At 40.0% G+C, this 19,760-nt stretch carries 15 protein-coding genes; 4 read left to right on the plus strand and 11 right to left on the minus strand.

Going from position 1 to position 19,760, the window contains the following annotated elements:
• Positions 1 to 9: 9 nt before the first annotated feature.
• On the minus strand, positions 10 to 780 hold the full coding sequence (locus ACSLUF_RS07645; protein WP_435625517.1) for an MBL fold metallo-hydrolase: 771 nt from the start codon (positions 778 to 780) through the stop codon (positions 10 to 12).
• Positions 781 to 944: 164 nt separating this feature from the next.
• On the opposite strand from ACSLUF_RS07645, the gene ACSLUF_RS07650 reads away from it, so the two are divergent.
• Positions 945 to 1,832, plus strand: coding sequence for a hypothetical protein (locus ACSLUF_RS07650; protein ID WP_435625518.1), 888 nt, complete (start codon positions 945 to 947; stop codon positions 1,830 to 1,832).
• A gap of 138 nt (positions 1,833 to 1,970) precedes the next feature.
• On the opposite strand, the gene fumC is transcribed toward ACSLUF_RS07650, so the two are convergent.
• From fumC to ACSLUF_RS07695, 9 genes are all read right to left on the minus strand, one after another.
• Complete coding sequence (fumC, locus tag ACSLUF_RS07655) at positions 1,971 to 3,368, minus strand: class II fumarate hydratase (RefSeq protein ID WP_435625519.1); 1,398 nt, start codon at positions 3,366 to 3,368, stop codon at positions 1,971 to 1,973.
• A gap of 416 nt (positions 3,369 to 3,784) precedes the next feature.
• Positions 3,785 to 5,227, minus strand: coding sequence for a BspA family leucine-rich repeat surface protein (locus tag ACSLUF_RS07660; protein ID WP_435625520.1), 1,443 nt, complete (start codon positions 5,225 to 5,227; stop codon positions 3,785 to 3,787).
• 229 nt (positions 5,228 to 5,456) lie between these two features.
• Positions 5,457 to 7,889 carry a TonB-dependent receptor domain-containing protein gene (locus ACSLUF_RS07665; protein WP_435625521.1) on the minus strand — a complete coding sequence of 811 codons (2,433 nt, stop codon included), beginning with the start codon at positions 7,887 to 7,889 and terminating at the stop codon, positions 5,457 to 5,459.
• Positions 7,890 to 7,892: 3 nt separating this feature from the next.
• Positions 7,893 to 8,348: a hypothetical protein gene (locus ACSLUF_RS07670; protein WP_435625522.1), complete on the minus strand. Its 456-nt coding sequence runs from the start codon at positions 8,346 to 8,348 to the stop codon at positions 7,893 to 7,895.
• 88 nt (positions 8,349 to 8,436) lie between these two features.
• Positions 8,437 to 8,778 carry an arsenate reductase (glutaredoxin) gene (gene arsC / locus ACSLUF_RS07675; protein ID WP_435625523.1) on the minus strand — a complete coding sequence of 114 codons (342 nt, stop codon included), beginning with the start codon at positions 8,776 to 8,778 and terminating at the stop codon, positions 8,437 to 8,439.
• A gap of 172 nt (positions 8,779 to 8,950) precedes the next feature.
• Positions 8,951 to 10,046, minus strand: a protein-coding gene (prfB, locus tag ACSLUF_RS07680) for a peptide chain release factor 2 (protein ID WP_435625524.1) whose coding sequence is annotated in 2 segments (ribosomal slippage) — positions 8,951 to 9,982 and positions 9,984 to 10,046 — 1,095 coding nt in all. Because the reading frame shifts where the segments join, the coding sequence is not laid out codon by codon here.
• Between the two features lie 42 nt (positions 10,047 to 10,088).
• Positions 10,089 to 10,943, minus strand: coding sequence for a transglutaminase-like domain-containing protein (locus ACSLUF_RS07685; protein ID WP_435625525.1), 855 nt, complete (start codon positions 10,941 to 10,943; stop codon positions 10,089 to 10,091).
• Between the two features lie 33 nt (positions 10,944 to 10,976).
• Complete coding sequence (locus tag ACSLUF_RS07690) at positions 10,977 to 11,924, minus strand: alpha-E domain-containing protein (protein ID WP_435625526.1); 948 nt, start codon at positions 11,922 to 11,924, stop codon at positions 10,977 to 10,979.
• 1 nt (position 11,925) lies between these two features.
• Positions 11,926 to 13,398 carry a circularly permuted type 2 ATP-grasp protein gene (locus ACSLUF_RS07695; protein WP_435625527.1) on the minus strand — a complete coding sequence of 491 codons (1,473 nt, stop codon included), beginning with the start codon at positions 13,396 to 13,398 and terminating at the stop codon, positions 11,926 to 11,928.
• A 186-nt stretch (positions 13,399 to 13,584) separates the two neighbouring features.
• Between ACSLUF_RS07695 and ACSLUF_RS07700 the strand changes: the two genes are divergently transcribed.
• Positions 13,585 to 15,990: a zinc-dependent metalloprotease gene (locus ACSLUF_RS07700; RefSeq protein WP_435625528.1), complete on the plus strand. Its 2,406-nt coding sequence runs from the start codon at positions 13,585 to 13,587 to the stop codon at positions 15,988 to 15,990.
• A gap of 174 nt (positions 15,991 to 16,164) precedes the next feature.
• The gene (locus ACSLUF_RS07705) at positions 16,165 to 17,190 is read left to right on the plus strand and encodes a threonine aldolase family protein (RefSeq protein ID WP_435625529.1); all 1,026 of its coding nucleotides are present in this window, start codon (positions 16,165 to 16,167) and stop codon (positions 17,188 to 17,190) included.
• Between the two features lie 4 nt (positions 17,191 to 17,194).
• Here ACSLUF_RS07705 and ACSLUF_RS07710 read toward each other — a convergent pair whose 3' ends face one another.
• The gene (locus ACSLUF_RS07710; protein WP_435625530.1) at positions 17,195 to 17,521 is read right to left on the minus strand and encodes a YbaB/EbfC family nucleoid-associated protein; all 327 of its coding nucleotides are present in this window, start codon (positions 17,519 to 17,521) and stop codon (positions 17,195 to 17,197) included.
• A 136-nt stretch (positions 17,522 to 17,657) separates the two neighbouring features.
• Between ACSLUF_RS07710 and ACSLUF_RS07715 the strand changes: the two genes are divergently transcribed.
• A complete protein-coding gene (locus ACSLUF_RS07715; RefSeq protein WP_435625531.1) occupies positions 17,658 to 19,712 on the plus strand; it encodes a S9 family peptidase in 2,055 nt (684 codons plus the stop codon).
• Positions 19,713 to 19,760 lie beyond the last annotated feature (48 nt).

The raw sequence follows: 19,760 nt of genomic DNA on the forward strand, positions 1-19,760 counted from the left end.
TATGTTATGCTAGAAATCATCGTTAGGATACCAATCTAATCGAACAACGGTAATTTTTTTGCTTTTTGACTCAATTATGGATTCAAACTTGTCCACGTCACTTACATGCGGTTTTCCGCGATAATGATAAGGATAAACTTCTTTTGGGGCGAATTCCAAAACTGCATCGGCGGCACTTTCAACAGTCATTGTATAAGGAAGATTCATACATACAAAGGCTTTATCAATGTTTTGAAGTGCTCTCATTTCAGGAATATCCTCCGTATCCCCTGAAAAATAAATGCGATTTTCTCCCATATTCAACACATAACCATTACCACGTCCTTTAGGATGAAATTGTAAGGCCTCTTCCCTGAGATTATACATGGGAATGGCTTCAACATGAATTCCATAACGCTCCTTGCTGGCCCCATTATCCAAAACATCGATTTGCGGTGTAAAGGAGTCGGGCATTTTATCAGCCACAGCTTGTGGAACCATTATTTTGGCTTTTTGAGTATCCAATTCTTCCAAGGTTTCTAGGTTAAAGTGGTCTCCATGGATGTCCGTAATCAAAATTAAATCAGGAGGGCCTACACTTTGGAAAGCTTCTTTGCCTCCGACGGGGTCTATATATATGGTAACATCCTTCCATTTTAAAACCGCGGTGGCATGTTCAATGGGAACAATCTCAATGGTATCCTTTTTTAAAGTTGGCGACTCCTCATTTTGCCCAATGATTGTAGAAAATCCAATTAAGAATAGAAGGAGGATGAGATTGAAGCGAAACTTTTTTTTCATAGCAAACCATTTGAAAGACCCATAAAATTAAGGTATTGAGTGCATTAGGGATTATTTTTTTGATTTTATTTAATCTTTTAAAATCCAAATGTGAAACCCAAGCGTATATAAACGGAACACACTTGACAAACACACCAAATTAAGTGTCAAATAATTACTAAGTTATGACTGAAACAAAAAGTAACAACGGATTAAAGGTAATAGCGGGTCTACTAGGGGTAGTACTTTTGGGAACCATCATCTACACTGTAAGTCTTTACCAGGATAAAAAGAAAACAACAACTGCCCTTCAGCAAGAAAAGGATTTGGTTGTTGAAGATTTGAATAGCTTGAAGTCTGAATATGACAAAGCTATTCTGGAAAGCAACGCTACCAATGAAGAATTGGTTGCTGCCAGAGATAATATTGCAAAGTACATCGACTCCGTACAAGCAATGAAAACGGATATTGCCAGTCTTTCTCGTTACAGAAGACAAGTAAGTGTTTTGAAAGCTGAAAGAGAAGAATTGTTGAAGCAAGTTGATTCTTTGACTCAGTCCAACACTTTGTTGGCCATGGAGCGTGACAGCACGTTTGTTGAATTGGAAAAACAAACTGTTTTCAATGATTCATTGATTGTTCAGAATACACAATTGGCTGACGCTGTTGAAAGAGGTTCTGCTTTGAGTCTTTCTACTTTTAGTGTGGATGCTGTAAGAGAAAGAAACAATGGTAAATTGGTTTCTACTTCTAGAGCCAAAGCCACTGACAAATTTAAAGTATGTTTTACGGTTGCTGACAACGTAATTGCTGATGCTGGTGATAGAGAGTTCTTCATCGAAGTACTTGACCCTCAAGGAAATGTTTTGGGTGATAGCTACTCGAAATCTAGCGAAGAAGGTGCTTCTATTACGTATAGCAAAGGAACTAACTTCTACTACGAGAACAGTTCTTTGGACGTTTGTGACTACATTAACAAGCCAGCAAGTGATTTCCAAAAAGGAAATTACATGGTAAACGTTTATGACACAAATTTGAAGCTTCTGGGTACTTCCAAGTTCGCTTTGAAATAATATACACTATCCATCATATAAAAAGCCCGTTCCTAGTTGGACGGGCTTTTTTTATTTGGTTTGTCATTCCGCACTTGATACTGAATCTAATACGTCAAAATTTCAGCTTCCGTGAGAATATTGCTCAGTCCGGAAAACTTACTTTAAACTCCCTACCATATCCTCAGGTTTCACCCACTCATCATATTCCTCTGGCGTAACATAACCTAAGTTTATGGCCTCTTCCCGTAAGGTGGTTCCATTTTTGTGTGCAGTATTGGCAATCTCTGCAGCTTTGTAATACCCTATTTTAGTGTTAAGCGCGGTAACCAGCATTAAAGAATTGTTCAATAAGGTTTTGATAACCTCATGATTCGGCTCAATACCTACGGCGCAGTTCAGATCAAAACTCACACAGGCATCACCCAATAATTGGGCGGATTGCAGAATATTAGCCGCCATCATGGGTTTGAACACATTGAGTTCATAGTGACCCTGTGTTCCTCCTACACTTACTGCAACATCATTCCCCATAACTTGCGCACATACCATAGTCAAAGCCTCACATTGCGTGGGATTGACTTTTCCAGGCATAATTGAACTACCGGGTTCATTGGCGGGTATAACAATTTCGCCTATACCAGATCGTGGACCCGATGCCATCATTCTGATATCATTAGCAATCTTGTTCAATGAAACGGCTAATTGTTTAAGGGCACCATGACTTTCCACAATACCATCGTGAGAGGCCAAGGCTTCAAACTTGTTCTCTGCTGTTTTAAAAGGTAATCCTGTGAATTCGGCAATATATTTGGCAACCAGCACGTCATATCCCTTGGGTGTATTTAATCCAGTTCCCACTGCCGTTCCTCCCAGAGCCAATTCACTTAAGTGTTCCAAGGTATTTTTTAGGGCTTTTAATCCATGGTCCAATTGGGAAACGTAACCGGAGAATTCTTGCCCAAGGGTGAGGGGAGTAGCATCCATTAAATGGGTGCGCCCGATTTTTACCACTTCAGTAAAAGCTTTGGACTTTGCATCCAAGGTGTTTCTCAACTGCTCGACCCCAGGAATCGTTACCTCAACAATCTTTTTGTAGGCCGCAATGTGCATCCCGGTGGGAAAGGTATCGTTGGAAGATTGACTTTTGTTCACATCGTCATTCGGTTGAATGGTTTTTTCCCCTTCGCCAATGGTTTTTCCAGCAATCTCATGGGCACGATTGGCAATTACCTCATTAACATTCATATTACTTTGAGTTCCAGAGCCTGTTTGCCAAATGACCAAAGGAAATTGGTCATCATGCTTACCTTCCAAAATTTCATCGCATACTTGGGCAATTAAATCCCTCTTTTCGACAGCTAAAACACCCAATTCATGATTTGTATAAGCCGCTGCCTTTTTCAAATAAGCAAATCCATATACAACATCCAACGGCATGGAGGCGGCTGGACCAATCTTAAAGTTGTTTCTGGAACGTTCCGTTTGAGCGCCCCAATATTTATCCGATGGGACTTGAACTTCGCCCATCGTATCTTTTTCAATGCGATACCCCATATTTGCTAAAATTTACGAAATACAAAGGTAGTGATCGTTTTAATCATGTCTAATCTCAACAAAAACAATTCTGTATTTTTTTGATGAGATTTGCTTTTTTGAGCGAAATCAAACTATCTTTGTGAAGCAAAAAGAAAGACCATGTTTGAATTTGACCAATATCTAGGTTTCTTAGCGTTCTTAACCATCTTGACCATAGGTTTCTGGCTTATGATTTTTTTGTTGACGTTTGTCGTTCCTTATTGGTTATTCGGGAATTTAATAGAAATGTATAAAGAGAAGCGTGCGGCTAAAAGAGCAGCACGGAATGAATAATATTTTCTCGGACTATTGCTTGTATAATAACGACCAATAGCTTCCAGAAATGAAAAACGCAAGAATTTTGTTCTTGCGTTTTTTTTGGCTATTAATTATCGTTAAAAGCAAATGTCGCCACCGCCATCGGTAATGGTCCACCCATAGTCATTGATAAGGACATTTTTGGCGTTTTCTCCTTCGGTGCCATTACAGTAAGTAAGCCCCAGAGCGCCCAAAGTAACGTTCTCTGGTATTTGACTTTCACCAATATCCGTATTTAAAAAGGCCCAACCGATTAAGGTTTCTTGATAATTTGTCTTGGATAAGTTTGAATCGTCAAGCATATTGCTCATATCCGTTACACTCGATATATCCCATGCACCTAGGTTCTGGTCAAATGAGGAGGCATCTTCGAACATAGAACTCATCTTACTTAGATTTTGTGTGTCCCAATTAGCAAGGTTGCCATTAAACGCTGTACAATTTTTGAACATAAGAGAAGAGTCGGTTACCTGCATTAGATTTGGAACGTCTGTTGCTCCATATTCTAAGTTTTGACAACCATCGAAAGCGGCGTTCATACTTTGCCATTGGATGGTGCCCCATTGATCAATTCTGGAGATATTGGTCTGAGAAGAAGAAACGGTCATGAAAATAGAGGGAAATTCTCCAATGATGGAAATGGTATAAGAACCTGAATCGGTGTATTGATGTTCAATATTTTGTGTTCCTTCCTGAGTTATTTTTTCAAGGATACCATCCCCCCAATTAATAGTGAAATTGTAATTGTAATCGCTATTCAGACCTATATCTATGGGTTTGCTTGCATCCACCACTTGCCATGTGGTCACAAAGGCTGAAATATCATTGGCTTGCGCCTCTGCCACATCGCCAACAGAAATGGTAATTGGAACTACAACTGGATTGACCCCATCGCTTACGGTTACGACAATATTGTGGGTTTTAACGGTTTCAAAGTCCAATGACCCCATATCCGCCAGTCCCAAATCCCCGTCGTTATTAATGACAAACAAATCATTATCGTTGGTAGTTATTTCAAAAGTCAGATTTTCTCCTTCGGGGTCTTCTGCTACGATGGATACAATGACATCCTCATCCGTAATATTTTCAAAAACAATTATTTCTGAAACGTCTTCCAAAATTATTGGAGCTAGATTTTCTATTGTTACCTCTAAAACATTTACCGTAATTGTGGCCGTGTTGCTGCTGATACCGTCACTAACACTTACTTTTAAAGTGTGTTGTGGTTTAGCAGCAAAATTGAGTTGCTTACCGGCGGCAAGGCTAAGAACTCCCGATTCGCTATTGACTTCAAAAAGATTGTCGCTGTTGGTGTCCAAGGTAAAACTGATGTCATCTCCGTCACTATCGCTTGCAACTATGGTTCCGATAGGTGCCGTATCAATTATGTTCTCCGCAGCGTCAAATATTTGAGCGTTAATTGTCGGTACGCTGTTGGCGGGCCCATCATCTTTGCTGCAGCCCGTAAATAATAGGATAGCCATAACCACGGGCAATCCCTGTCTTAATAAAACTTTCATGATTTCTTGGATTTTTAGAATAGATTGGAGCTAAACTACCCAAGGAATGGTGGTAGAATTTAGATGAATTTACCAATGACCTCTACGAATTGACGAAACCTGATTCTGAATTGGTGGGAGATAAAATAGGTATAAGAATTTGGCAAAAACCAGAAGCTGTGACTGAAATTGCATCCAATGGGTTGGAACTTGAATCTAAAAGAATCCCTAAATTCAATGAGATAGTTTTTTATGCCCCAAATTCCTCACCATCTCCGTCAAAATCACGATTTCTATCGCCGCCTCTTTTTTTCTTTTGGTTGAATCGATAGGTGAAAGAAAGATTATAACTCCTTACTCTAAACTGGAATTCACTGTCCGAATTAAAAAAAGGAGTCCTTGTGTCGCTTACCCTTCTTCGGCTGTTAAAAATATCGCTGACATTAAAAGCTAAAGAAGCCTTTTCTTGGAAAAAATCCTTACTAAAAGCCAAATCCATAGAAAATATACCTTGATTTCTGGTTTGGGCATTTTCGGTGGGTCCTCTATAAAAAATACGGGTTTGCCAGTCAATACTTTTGGGAAGGGTGATTTTATTGTTCAATCGAATAAACCAACTTAGGTTTTCCGCATCAAAATTTTGACCGTTAAAATCTCCTCTGGTAATTAAATTAAAAAGATTGATATTTCCGTTGAGGTTCCATTTCCGAGTAGGGCGGTAATTCGTGGTAACTTCAAACCCGTAGCGTTCATTCTCTGCCAAATTAACCGGCGTTCGTCGAAGAATACTCACTTGCTCCCCGTCAAATAAGGTAGTCTCCCCCGTGTCTTCGGTAATAAAGGTGATAACATCCGTTGCTCTTTGATAGTATATTGAACCATTGATAGTAAGCTTTTTAAAGCGCTTTAAATAACCTAAATCAACTTGATTGGAGAAGGAGGGAGCTAAATTTGGGTTGCCCTGAAAGAGATTTGTTGGGCTAGATCTAGAGGGAAATGGATTCAAGAAAAAAGAACGTGGTCTTCGGATTCTGCGATTATATCCAAATTGAAAGCTTTCACCCTCTTTTAATTCATAGTTCAAGTTAAGTGTAGGAAAGAGACCATTGAAATCATTATCATTAAAGTCGTTGGTCTCCAATTGATTTACCACCTGATTGGTTGCTTCATACCGAAGTCCACCTAAAAAGGAGAACTTCCCGAATTTATTTCCGTATTGCGTATAAAACGCGTTGATGCGTTGTTCAAAATCCAATAAATTGCTGGGGTCAGTAATTCCCAATTCATCTAAGGTTGGATTAATAAAAATGACATCATAGTCCGTGTCTAATTGATTGAAGTCACCCCGATATCCCAATTCGAACTGCCCATTTTTTCCTAAAGGAACCACGTAATCCATCTGAAAGAACAGGCGTTGCTGGTCTTCTGCTGTTCGAACACTTTCGCTATCAAATCCGTTTTGGACAATCAAGGATTCTTCAACTTCGTCACTGGTCTCATACTGAAACGCAAAGCTTAGGGTATGTTGGGAATTCCCGTTGAACTGGGTGTCAAAATTGAACGCATATTGAAATGTATTGTCATCTTCGGTTTCAGGGTCAAATCTGAAACCACTTGATGCCTCCCCAACAGCATTTACCTGGCTAAAGTTGTTTGTGGTTTCGCTGGAATTATTCCTATCCCGTATAAAGATGGAATTTGTAATGGATGTATTCTTTCCTACGTACCACTCCACTCCGAAGTTGGCATTTAAGCCCTTCCTAATCCTATCAAAATCGCGTTCCTCTCGCAACGAGTTTGTAAAATTCCCGTCTTGATCAAAGAAATCCGTATCATTTAAGGAGTTTCCGGGTCTTTCACGATAGTTGTATCCGGTATTGGTAAAAAAATTGAAGTCTCCGGTTCTAAAGTTCAGATTGCCATTGATTCCAGCAGACAACGGGTATCCTAAATTTCCTGTAAGTGCGCCATTTAATCCCTGTAGTTTACTTCTTCTAAGAATAATATTGATAATTCCACCCGAACCTTCTGCATCGTAACGCGCAGATGGAGAAGTAATCACCTCCACTTTTTCAATGGATTCCGCAGGTAACTGACGAAGCGCATCGGTACTGTTGAGTCCTGTGATAGCGGAAGGTTTTCCATTTATTAGAATTCGCACATCATCATTCCCCCTAAGTTGCACATTTCCCTCTACATCGACAGAAACAGAGGGAACATTGTCCAATACATCACTTACGGTGCCACCGCGGACGGTCAAATCTTTGCCAACATTATAAATTTTCTTATCCAGACGGAGCTCAACCGTAGTGCGTTCTGCAATTACTTCTACTTCATCCAATTCGGCCACATCTATGCCCAAAGCTATTTGGCCCAAGTCAGTATCTGAACGCAACAACTGATTTTCGAGTTTGTAAGTAACGTAGGAGATGTACTCAACAGAGATATTATATCTACCTGCTTGTGTTTCGACTTCAAACTTCCCGGATGCATCCGTAATCCCTCCATTTACTATTTCTGGGTTGCGTACGCTTTGTAATACCAAGGTGGCATATTCTAAAGGTTGCCCAGTATCCTTATCAATAACAGTACCTGAAATTCTTATTTGAGGAAGGTTTTGGGGTCTTTGCGCCGTTAGGAATAAGCTAACCAGAAAGGTAAGACCCAAGAACAGTTTTTGCATAAACTACTCTTTGTTTTTTTTCTTTTTCTTTTTCTTTTTTTTCGTTGGCTTAAATCTATTTTTTTCAAGCTCTAAATACGCTTCGTATTTGTCTGGTGGTAAACCCGCTTTCATTTCTTCATTTTGTAGCTTGCCTAATTTTTCATACTCCTCCTTCATTTTTTGTGGCTCCAATTGTAGAATTTGCAGTTCTAATTTTTTCTGAACATACTTGGTCAAGGTCGTTCTAACAACGGCTTCTTCAAAGGCGTTCAGTTCAAGAGTCTCTATGATGGAAGGCATTTGCTCATTGACAACCCCTTCTGCAGTAATAGGTTCAGGCTCTGGCGGAGGCGTTTGAGATTGCGGAACCGTGCTACGTTGTCTACCGAATCGGTTGCCGAATTGTGCACTTACCGTTTGGATGCCTACCAACGCTATCAATAGGAAAATTGTAGTAAGAAGTTGAGCTTTTTTCATTTTTCAAGTTTTTCAGTCTGTCCTGTCTAGAGGATACGCAAAAATCATTCCCAATTGGATTATAAAAATACGTTATTATCAAGGGAGCTTAGAGTATTTCCATAATTTTTTCCGCAGGTCTTGCAACAACTGCCTGATTTCCATGCACAACAATGGGGCGTTCTATTAGTTTTGGGAACTTCACCATGGCTTCAACAATCTGGTCATCGGACATTGTTTTTCCTTTGTAATTCTCCTTCCAAATGGATTCGGATTTTCGAACAAGCTCGATAGGGGCAATGCCCAACGTCTTTATAATATCAGCCAATTCCGCTTTGCTTAGTGGATTTTCCAAGTAACGGATTTCCTCAAAATCTGCATTATTATCTTCTAAGAAAGCCAAACCCTCCCTGGATTTTCTACATCTTGGATTGTGATAAATCTTAATCATTTTCTTTGTCGTTACAGTTCACATGAAATATTTTTTTAATCAGACATCAGACATCAGACATCAGACATCAGACATCAGACATCAGACATCAGACATCAGACATCAGACATCAGACATCAGACATCAGACATCAGACATCAGACATCAGACATCAGACATCGGACATCGGACGCTAGTCTTCTTTTTGCCCCATCATCATGAGGTATGCCTTTAAAAAGGAATTTATATCGCCATCCATTACAGCATCAACATTTCCAGTTTCCTCGGTGGTTCGCACATCTTTTACCAACTTATAGGGATGCATCACATAATTTCGGATTTGCGACCCCCATTCAATCTTCATTTTGGATGCCTCGATTTCTTGACGTGCTTCCTGTCGTTTTCTTAGCTCAATTTCATACAACTGGGACTTGAGCATTCGTAAAGCCGTAGCTCTGTTATCGTGCTGGGACCTAGAATCAGAACAAGAAATTTGAATGCCCGTGGGTTTATGGACCAATTGAACCTTGGTTTCCACTTTATTCACATTCTGCCCACCGGCACCACTTGAGCGCGCGGTGGTGATTTCAATATCGGATGGATTAATGTCAATTTCAATGCTATCATCTACCAACGGATACACATAGACCGATGCAAAGGAAGTATGTCTTTTGGCATTGCTATCAAAAGGCGATATCCGCACCAATCGATGAACCCCATTTTCACCTTTTAACCAGCCAAAGGCGAATTCCCCTTCAATTTCCAAGGTGACGGTCTTAATACCAGCCACATCACCTTCTTGGTAATTCAACTCTTTGATTTTGTACCCATTTTTTTCGCCCCACATCATGTACATACGCATCAACATGGAAGCCCAATCACAACTTTCCGTTCCTCCTGCACCCGCCGTGATTTGAAGCACAGCTGTGAGCTCGTCTCCTTCATCTGAAAGCATGTTTTTGAATTCCAGATTCTGTACAGCGTCCATGGTTTTTTCCAAATGCTGTTGTAACTCCGTTTCTTCCACTTCACCAGCTTGTTGGAATTCAATGAGTACTTCCAAATCCCCAATCAATGTTTTGGCGGCATTGAAATCCTCAATCCATTTCTTTTTGGATTTTAAGGATTGCATCTGAATTTGGGCTTGTTGTGGATTGTCCCAGAAACCGGGAGCTAAAGTTTTCTCTTCCTCGTTTTCTATTTCGATAAGCTTGGCATCAATGTCAAAGATACCTCCTTAACGCGCCAAGGCGTTCAATAAGATCCTTATGTTGATCTGTAGTTACCATTCCTGAAAATTTGTGCTAAAATACGTTCTTCAAACAAAAGAATTATTGTTGGGACGCCCTAACTTCTATGGAATGTGAAGTTTTGTTACTTCCAGAGGAATAGACAACCCCTTTAAGCGGGGAGCAGTCGGAATAATCCAATCCATGGCAGATTTTAATGTGATCGTCCCCAACCAATATATCGTTGGTAGGATCAAAACCGACCCAACCTGCTTTTGGTACATAAGCCTCCGCCCATGCGTGCATTTGGGAATCCCCAAAATAGCCGTGTCCTTGATGTAAATATCCGGAAACATATCGAGCAGGAATGTGGTTTATTCTTGCAATGGCCAAAAAAAGATGGGTAAAATCTTGGCAGACTCCATGTCGTTTTTCAATAATTTCTTTCAAGGGTGTGTCAACATGCGTTACACCTACTTTAAAGAAGAGATGGATAAATACCCAATGGTTCAGAGCCATAAGGTTGTCAAAAACATTTTTTTTTGTATCAAAAGGGAAAATAGTTGTAAAATCAGTGGGCAGATTGGTGAATTTCGTCTTACGGAGGAATATATCATGGGTTGTTCTGAAAGATAAAGTTAGCATCTCCGCCATATCGATTTGCCAATTTTGATTGGGTATAAAATCGAAAGGGTTAATTGATTTTTTCTGTACCCGAAAAGATGCCTTGAAATCAGCCTCCGTAAACTTTGACTCGGTTTGTGCATGAATCGATTTGAAACCCAACCCGTTAACGGATTCATTTTGATTCAGTGGAAGATTAGATTCCAATTTCCAGTCAATTACTTGTTGGGTATCATTTTCTTCGGGGATAATCAAAAATTGCCAGAACGCTCCGTTTACCAAAGAGTCATATTCATTTTGGGTGCTATACGTTATGTTGAATTCCGTGGGCATTGAAAAAATAAGACGTAAAATAAATGAATAGTTTCAATACTTGAAAAATTCCTCTTCCATCCTTTTCGAGATGCTATAGAGTTGCTCCAAAATACGTTGGATAAACAATTTTACATCTTGCTCAATATCCTCCACATTCATGAATTCAATTTCGGAGCGAAGTTTTCCTGCAAGAAATGCTGAGGAATTCTTTTTAGGGTTTTTATCCAAGTCCAATGCATGCAAATGTTTGCTCACTTGATTGAGGCTATTCATCACGGACCTGGGACAAGTGCCATTTAGGACGAGAAACTCCAAGGTGCATATGATATTTGGAGTTTTTCGGTAAAAACGACGCATCATATCATAAGACTCAGCACATTTTAATAAGGTTGACCACTCAAAACTATTTCCCATTTTATCGCCATAGCTACCTTGCGCCAAAAGGGCATCATGGTATTTTGAATTTATAATTCGGATAATTTGGGTGGCTCTTTCTATATTGACACCCAACATTATAATGGAATATACCTCGTCATGCAAAAGGGTTCCGCGTATCTTACCCCGAAGTATGGCAGTACGTTCCATGACGTTCATGGTATAGTCATACAACCCCTTTTTTACAAAATGCTCTGGACTATAGTTCAGTACAAAATGATAGCACTTATTGATGGCCTCATATAGTTCGGTTGATATTAAATCCCGAGCGCCATTGGCATTTTCCCTTGCTGCTTTTATATTATTGATTATGGAATAATACGAATCCGGGTCAAGTCCAATGCTAAACAGTACTTTTTCCTCATCCAAAATGGTTTCCGGGTCATTTTCGGGTTCGCCTATCATAAATAAGAAGGAGCGAAGCACAAATTGTCTGGATTGCGAAAGTTCATTTGGGGCATCAAGAGAAGAAAAATAGTTGACATTAAGATATCTAGCAATGTGCTCGGACCTTTCAATATATCGGCCCATCCAAAACAGATTGTTAGCTACTCTGGCCAGCATATTATTCGTCTTTTTTTAGTACCCAAGTGTCTTTTGAACCTCCACCTTGTGAAGAATTGACAATGAGATTTCCTTCCTGAAGTGCAACACGGGTAAGACCTCCCCTTAGAACAAACTCTGAATCCTTGCCTAACAGTGTAAAGGTCCGGAGGTCAATATGGCGTTGTTCAAAGGATTCTTTCTCATCTATATAGGTAGGGTGTACTGAAAGTGATAATATGGGTTGAGCCACATATTTCCGGGGTTCTTTCTTTATTTGTTCCTGTACCTGTTTTATTTCCGCTTTAGATAATTTGTTTCCAATGGAAATTCCGTATCCCCCGGCTTCATCCACAGGTTTAACTACCAGCTTATCCACGTTCTCCAGAACATACTTTAATTCATCGGGTCTACTGCAATGGTAGGTGTGTACATTGTTCAAAATAGGGTCTTCATCCAGATAATATTTGATAATATCTGGCATGTAAGTATATACCGCTTTATCGTCCGCGACACCAGTACCTGGAGCATTGGCCAAACACACATTTCCTTTTTGATAGGCTGAAAACAGGCCGGGTACACCCAGAGTGGAATCCTGTCTAAATTCCAAAGGGTCTAAAAATGCATCATCGATACGCCTGTATATTACATCTACTTTTTCAGGACCGTTTATGGTTTTCATGTATACGAAGTTGTTTTCCACAAACAAATCCCTTCCTTCAACCAACTCAACACCCATAGCTTTTGCTAAATATGAATGCTCGTAATAGGCGGAGTTGAACATCCCAGGTGTTATCACCACACAATTCGGATTGTCCACCCCATGTGGTTTCACACTTTCCAATATTTGAAGTAGATTTTCAGCGTAATCTGTTACGGTGTAGGCATTGTAATGGTTGAAAACCCCAAAAAGTGCTCTTTTCAAGGCAGTTCGATTACAGATTACGTAACTCACTCCAGAAGGACACCGAATATTATCCTCCAAAACGTAGTAGTTTCCATCTGAATGTTTGATGATATCCGTTCCGGAGATATGATTATAAATGCCTCCAGGAGGATTTACATCCATCATTTGATGAAGATAATTCACGGAAGAAGAAAGTAACTCCAGAGGAACCATCTTGTCCTTTATAATCTTCTTATCATGATAAATATCCTGAAGGAATAAATTCAGGGCCCTGCTCCTTTGTATCGCGCCAGATTCGATGATGTCCCATTCGTCAGGGTCAATAATTCTGGGGAATAGGTCAAAGGGGAAAATCTTCTCTTGGGTCTTTTCTTTCTCATACACCTGAAATGTTATGCCTTGATTGAAAAATGAAGATTTCGCCTTGCTGTTCAGACTCACATAATCCTGAATGGAATGTTCGCCATATAAGCATAGGAGTTTTTCATAAATAGCTTTGGTGCTTCCATCTGCAGCAAAAACCTCGTCAAAGAGCTCAGGTTTTTGAGGATAAGAGGAAAAAAGTGAGTTTTTTGGGTTAGTTTCCATTTGAAATGAAAAATTAATGGATAATTAAGGAAAAACCAATGGGATATTCATAAAAAAACAACTTTATGTCCATTAATTTCCAAATAAAATCAAGAATTATTGAGAATCATACTTTTATGGTTTGCCCAGGCACTTTGTTGAATAAAGTTTTAGTTTTTGGTTATTTTTAGAGGATAATCGAACACTATGAAAAACTACCTCCTGCCACTATTTCTATTCTCTTTCGGTTTTCTTTTTTCCCAAAACTTTGAAAAGACGAAGGATTACCAGGAATTCGACGGATTTTTCAATTATTATTATGATGATTCATCGGATAAGATGTATCTGGAAGTTGAATCTCTCAACCAAGAATTTTTGTATGTCTATTCCTTGAGTAGTGGGGTGGGAAGCAATGATATTGGATTGGACCGGGGTCAACTTGGGAATGAACAGGTGGTGTATTTCAAAAAGGCAGGGAACAAGTTACTGCTGGTACAGCCCAACCTGAAGTTTCGAGCGCTTACTAAAAATGCGTTGGAGAAAAAATCAGTGGAGCAAGCATTTGCCAAATCGGTACTTTTCGGTTTTCCTATTGCAGAAGAATCCAAAGGTCGCTATTTGATTGATATTACTGATTTCTTAATGCGGGACGCACATGGAGTGTCCAGCCGTTTGAAGAGCAGGAAACAAGGGTCTTATAGCTTGGATAAATCAAAAAGTGCTTTCGCTTTTGAAAGGACCAAGGCATTTCCAAAAAACGTCGAGTTTGATGTAACCTTAACCTTTACGGGAACACCGCAGGGAGATTGGATTCGCTCTGTAACCCCAAATCCAAACTTGGTTACCGTAGCACAACACCATTCTTTTATAGAATTACCTGATGATGGATACAAAAAACGAGTTTTTGACCCTCGCTGTGGTTCGTATCCTTTCACGTATTATGATTATGCAACTCCCGTTCAAGAGCCAATTGTAAAGCGTTTTGTGAGAAGGCATCGTTTAGAAAAGAAAAATCCGAATGCGGAAGTGAGCGAGGCGGTGGAACCTATTGTTTATTATTTGGATAATGGAACTCCCGAACCCGTTCGGTCTGCCCTGTTGGAAGGCGGTAAATGGTGGAATCAAGCATTTGAGGCCATAGGATATAAGGATGCTTTTCAATTAAAAGTGCTACCGGACGATGCGGACCCTCTAGATGTTCGTTACAATGTGATTCAATGGGTGCACCGTTCAACGCGAGGTTGGAGCTATGGAAGTAGCGTTACAGACCCAAGAACCGGGGAAATCATCAAAGGTCATGTCAGTTTGGGCAGTTTACGTATTCGCCAAGACTTTTTGATAGCCCAGGCTTTGATGAATAAACCGTTTGTGGAACGGGATGATAATTACCAACCCATGTTGGAACTGGCATTGGCGCGAATCAGACAATTATCTGCCCATGAAATTGGGCATACCCTTGGTTTTGCGCACAACTTTGCTGCAAGCACCAATAATAGAGCTTCGGTAATGGATTATCCCCACCCACAATTCGAATTAAAAGGAAACACCATCGATTTCTCAAATGCTTATGATACAGGAATCGGGGAGTGGGACAAGGTTACCGTAGCTTATTCCTATGCCGATTTTCAATCAGGAGTTACTGAGAAAGAAGGCTTGAATGCCATTTTGAAAAAAGCCCAAGATGATGGACTTCGATATATCTCTGACCAGGATGCTAGACCTATGGGAGGCGCCCATGCTTATGGTCATCTTTGGGATAATGGGGCAACTGCCTTTCAGGAATTGGAAAAAGTATTACAAATACGGAAGCTGGCCATTTCCAATTTTTCTATGGATAATATTCGTATGGGAGAGGCCAATTCAACCTTGGAGGATGTATTCGCACCCCTCTATTTCTTCCACAGATATCAGACTGAGGCAGTATCCAAGTTAGTAGGGGGACTGGATTACAACTACACGGTTAAAGGTGATGGACAACGAACGGTTTATCCCATTAACGCAAGTAATCAACGGAGTGCTTTAGAGGCTATCTTGACTACTTTGGATGCCTCAGTTGTAGCGATTCCAAAGAATAAATTAGAACTGTTTCCACCGCGTGCCATTGGCTATGGAAGGTCACGGGAATCCTTTAAAGGAAGAACAGGTGTTTCTTTTGACGCCTTGTCCGCAGCAGAAACAGCATCAGATATGACATTGGGACTATTGTTGCACCCAGAAAGGGCTTCTCGTTTGATTCAACAAAAAAGTTTGGATGGAAGTCAGCTGGGATTGTCAGACGTACTTAAAGCCACGACTGAAAAAACCATTGAAAAAAGTCATAAAGACACTTATATTTCAGAGGTTCAACAAACCATAAATTTCAGGGTGCTATATCATGTTATGAACCTTGCGGCACATACTAAAGTACATCCCCAAGTGAACGGTCTGGCCTTTAATCATCTAAAGGATATAAAAAAGGATTTATTGTCTGGAAATAAAAATACCGCATCGGAAGAAATGGTACGACGGATAGATGCTTTTCTTAAAGCTCCTACTGCTTTTAAAGTAATTCCGGCTCCCAAAATTCCGGATGGTTCTCCTATTGGCATGGATTGTATGGCTACGGATTGGTAATCTAAAAAATTGGAAGACGAAACTATGAATGAAAAAAAGAAGAAAAATCGGTGGGCTTTTGGGATAGGAATTTTGGTTGGAGCCATTTTGTACTATTTAATTTTCAAACTAATAATTCCTACTTTTTTCTAGCCTTTGTAGTTAATTCTAGAAGGCTGTGGATACAATGATCGTATGCAAATAAACCTAATTAGCGACACGGTTACCAAACCTACTTCGGGTATGTTAAAAGCCATGATGGAGGCCCAAGTTGGGGACGATGTTTTCAAAAATGACCCTTCTGTAAACGCTTTGGAGGAAAAGGTAGCTGATTTCTTCGGAATGGAATCGGCTCTATATTTTCCAAGTGGTACCATGACCAACCAAACAGCGATCAAACTTCACACGCATCCGGGAGACCAGCTTATTTGTGACAAGTATGCGCATGTGTATAATTACGAAGGTGGTGGAGTAAGCTTTAATAGTGGTGTCTCCTGCAAATTGGTGGATGGTCACCGAGGTATGATGACTACAGAGCAAGTCGAAAAAGCGATTAACCCTCCAGATTTCTATCATAGCCCACTTACTAGTTTGGTATGTATAGAAAATACGACCAATAAGGGCGGGGGAGCTTGTTGGAATTTTGCCGAATTGGAAAAAATCAAATCTGTTTGTGATACTAATGGATTAAAATATCATTTGGATGGAGCTCGCCTGTGGAACGCATTGGTGAAGAAAGGTGAGGACCCAAAAAAATATGGCGCTCTTTTCGATTCAATTAGTGTTTGTTTGAGTAAAGGCTTAGGATGCCCTGTGGGCTCAGTTTTAGCAGGGGATAAGGCCCTGATTGACAAAGCGCTTCGAATCCGAAAAGTATTAGGTGGCGGAATGCGGCAATCTGGGTTTTTGGCTGCAGCAGGGATTTATGCTTTGGATAATCACTTGGAGCGCTTGAAAGAGGACCACCAAAAAGCTCAGGAAATAGGTGAGGTCCTGCAAGAGCTATCGTTCACAAAAAAGGTTGAACCCATTGAGACCAATATTATCATTTTTGAATTGGATGAAGACCGAATTTCAGAAAAGGATTTTTTGGCCAAGTTGCAAGAGAAACAAATCGCAATAATCGGGATGGGACAGGGAAAACTTAGAATGGTGACCCATCTAGATTATACAGATGAAATGCATACGTTTCTCTTGAAAGCTTTAAAAGAATTGAACTAATGGTCTATTTGAAAAAAGAGTCCATTCCAGGAATATTGGGCATGCCCTCTTTAGCAACAGCTCCTAATTCAGCTTCGTTTACTTGAGTGGCTTTCTCAATGGCCTTGTTTAGGGTAAGAACAAGGTAGTCCTCCAACTGTTCCTTATCTTGTAAAAGTGATTCATCAATAGTAATAGTCTTAATTTCACGATTGGCGGTAAGGGTAACATGCAAGAGTCCATCTGAAGATTTTTCATCCACCATTACCGTGTTCAATCTTTCTTTTGTGGCCTCTACTTTTTTCTGGGTTTCCTTAAGTTTTCCCATCATGCCCATTAGATCTCCAAACATCCTTTTTGTTTAAGTTTTTTCTGTGTCAAAAGTAGTAAATTGGTCCAAATAAAATCCTATGAATCATTACCAACCACCTGTCTTATTTTTAATTTTCTGTCTTATTTTTGTCTGCTCTTGCAAAAACGATACTTCTATGCAAATTAAGCCTCCTGTGGCCAAAAAAGTTCCCAAATCGCTGGAAAAACATGGGGATATTCGGATTGACGATTACTATTGGATGAATGATAGGGAAAATCAGGAGGTATTGGACCACCTAAACGCTGAAAATTCCTATTATCACAATATGACGGCCCATACCAAGGCCTTACAGGATTCGCTATTTCTAGAAATGAAATCTAGAATAAAGGAAGACGATTCCTCCGTTCCGTATAAGTTGAATGGATATTGGTACTCCACAAGGTATGAAACAGGCAAGGAGTATCCCATCTATGCTCGAAGTGAGGAAAGCTTGGACAATCCAGAAGAAGTGCTGTTTGATTGCAATATCCTGGCAGAAGGTCACGAGTTCTTTAATCTAAGAGGTATCTCAATTGCCCCTAATAATGAATTGGCGGCATTCGCGGTGGATACCGTATCGAGAAGACAATATACAATTCAAGTAAAAAACTTGAAAACTGGGGAAATCTATCCCGATAGCATAGAAAATACCACTGGAAGTTCTGTTTGGGCAGATGATAACAGAACCTTGTTTTACACCAAAAAAGACCCAGTAACGCTTCGCTCAGATAAAATCTATAAGCATGTATTGGGCACTTCATCAGACAAGGATGAGCTAGTTTTCCATGAAACTGATGATACGTACAGCACTTTTGTGTATAAATCCAAATCACGGAAATTTATAATAATTGGTTCGGTAAGTACACTGACTTCAGAATATCAAATTCTTGAAGCCAACAATCCCAATGGCAACTTCAAGGTATTTTCACCTCGAAAAAGAGGGTTAGAATACTCCATATCCCACTACAAGGACCGTTTTTATGTTTTAACCAATAAAGATGGAGCAACAAATTTTAAGTTGATGCAAACTTCATTGGACAAAACAGATTCGGAAAGTTGGGAGGAATTTATTCCCCATAGGGAAGACGTGCTTTTGGAGGATGTGGATATCTTTAAGGATTACTACGTGCTATCTGAACGCAAAAACGGCTTAAACGAGTTAAAAATCACTAAATGGGATAATACAACTTCCTATTATCTGCCATTTGACAGTGAAACTTATGTAGCCGGGACATCTGTGAATTTGGATTTTGATACTCAAACCCTTCGTTATTTTTACAACGAAATGGGTGCGCCATACGCTATTATCGATTTTGATATGGCCACAAAGGGTAAAACCATTTTAAAGGAACTTGAGGTACTTGGAGGCAAATTTGATAAGGCGAATTACGAAACCAAACGCGTTTGGGCTACTGCTCGGGATGGGGTAAAAGTTCCAATTTCCATGGTTTACCATAAAAACACCCCTTTGGACGGTACAAGTCCACTACTACAATACGCTTATGGTTCGTATGGAAACACTATTGACCCTTATTTTTCTTCCATCAGATTGAGTTTGTTGGACAGAGGTTTTGTGTATGCTATTGCCCACGTCCGCGGTGGCGAGTATTTAGGTAGGCCATGGTATGAGGATGGCAAGCTACTTAGAAAGAAAAATACATTTACCGACTTTATTGATTGTTCCAAATTTTTGATTTCTGAAAACTATACCAGCGCAGAACGTTTGTATGCTAGTGGAGGTTCTGCTGGCGGTTTATTGATGGGGGCAGTGGTCAATATGGCACCAGAGCTATACAATGGGGTTATTGCCGCAGTACCCTTTGTAGATGTAGTTACCACCATGTTGGATGATACCATCCCTTTAACGACTGGGGAATATGATGAATGGGGAAATCCTAACGAAAAGGAGTACTATGAATATATGAAGTCCTATTCTCCATATGATAACGTAGAGGCAAAAGCTTATCCCAATATGTATGTTTCAACGGGACTGCACGATTCTCAAGTACAATATTGGGAGCCCGCCAAATGGGTGGCTAAGCTACGGGAAATGAAAACGGATAATAACCTCTTGTTCTTGGACACCAATATGGATGCCGGTCATGGAGGTGCTTCGGGTCGCTTTGAATCTTTAAAGGAAACCGCGAAGGAATATGCATTTATACTTGATTTGGAAGGAAAAGTCTTGTAAAATAAAAAATACTATTTTTGCACCGATGATTTTTGAGGAATCAACAGT

This window comes from Flagellimonas sp. (assembly GCF_965601775.1).
Lineage (GTDB): Bacteria > Bacteroidota > Bacteroidia > Flavobacteriales > Flavobacteriaceae > Flagellimonas.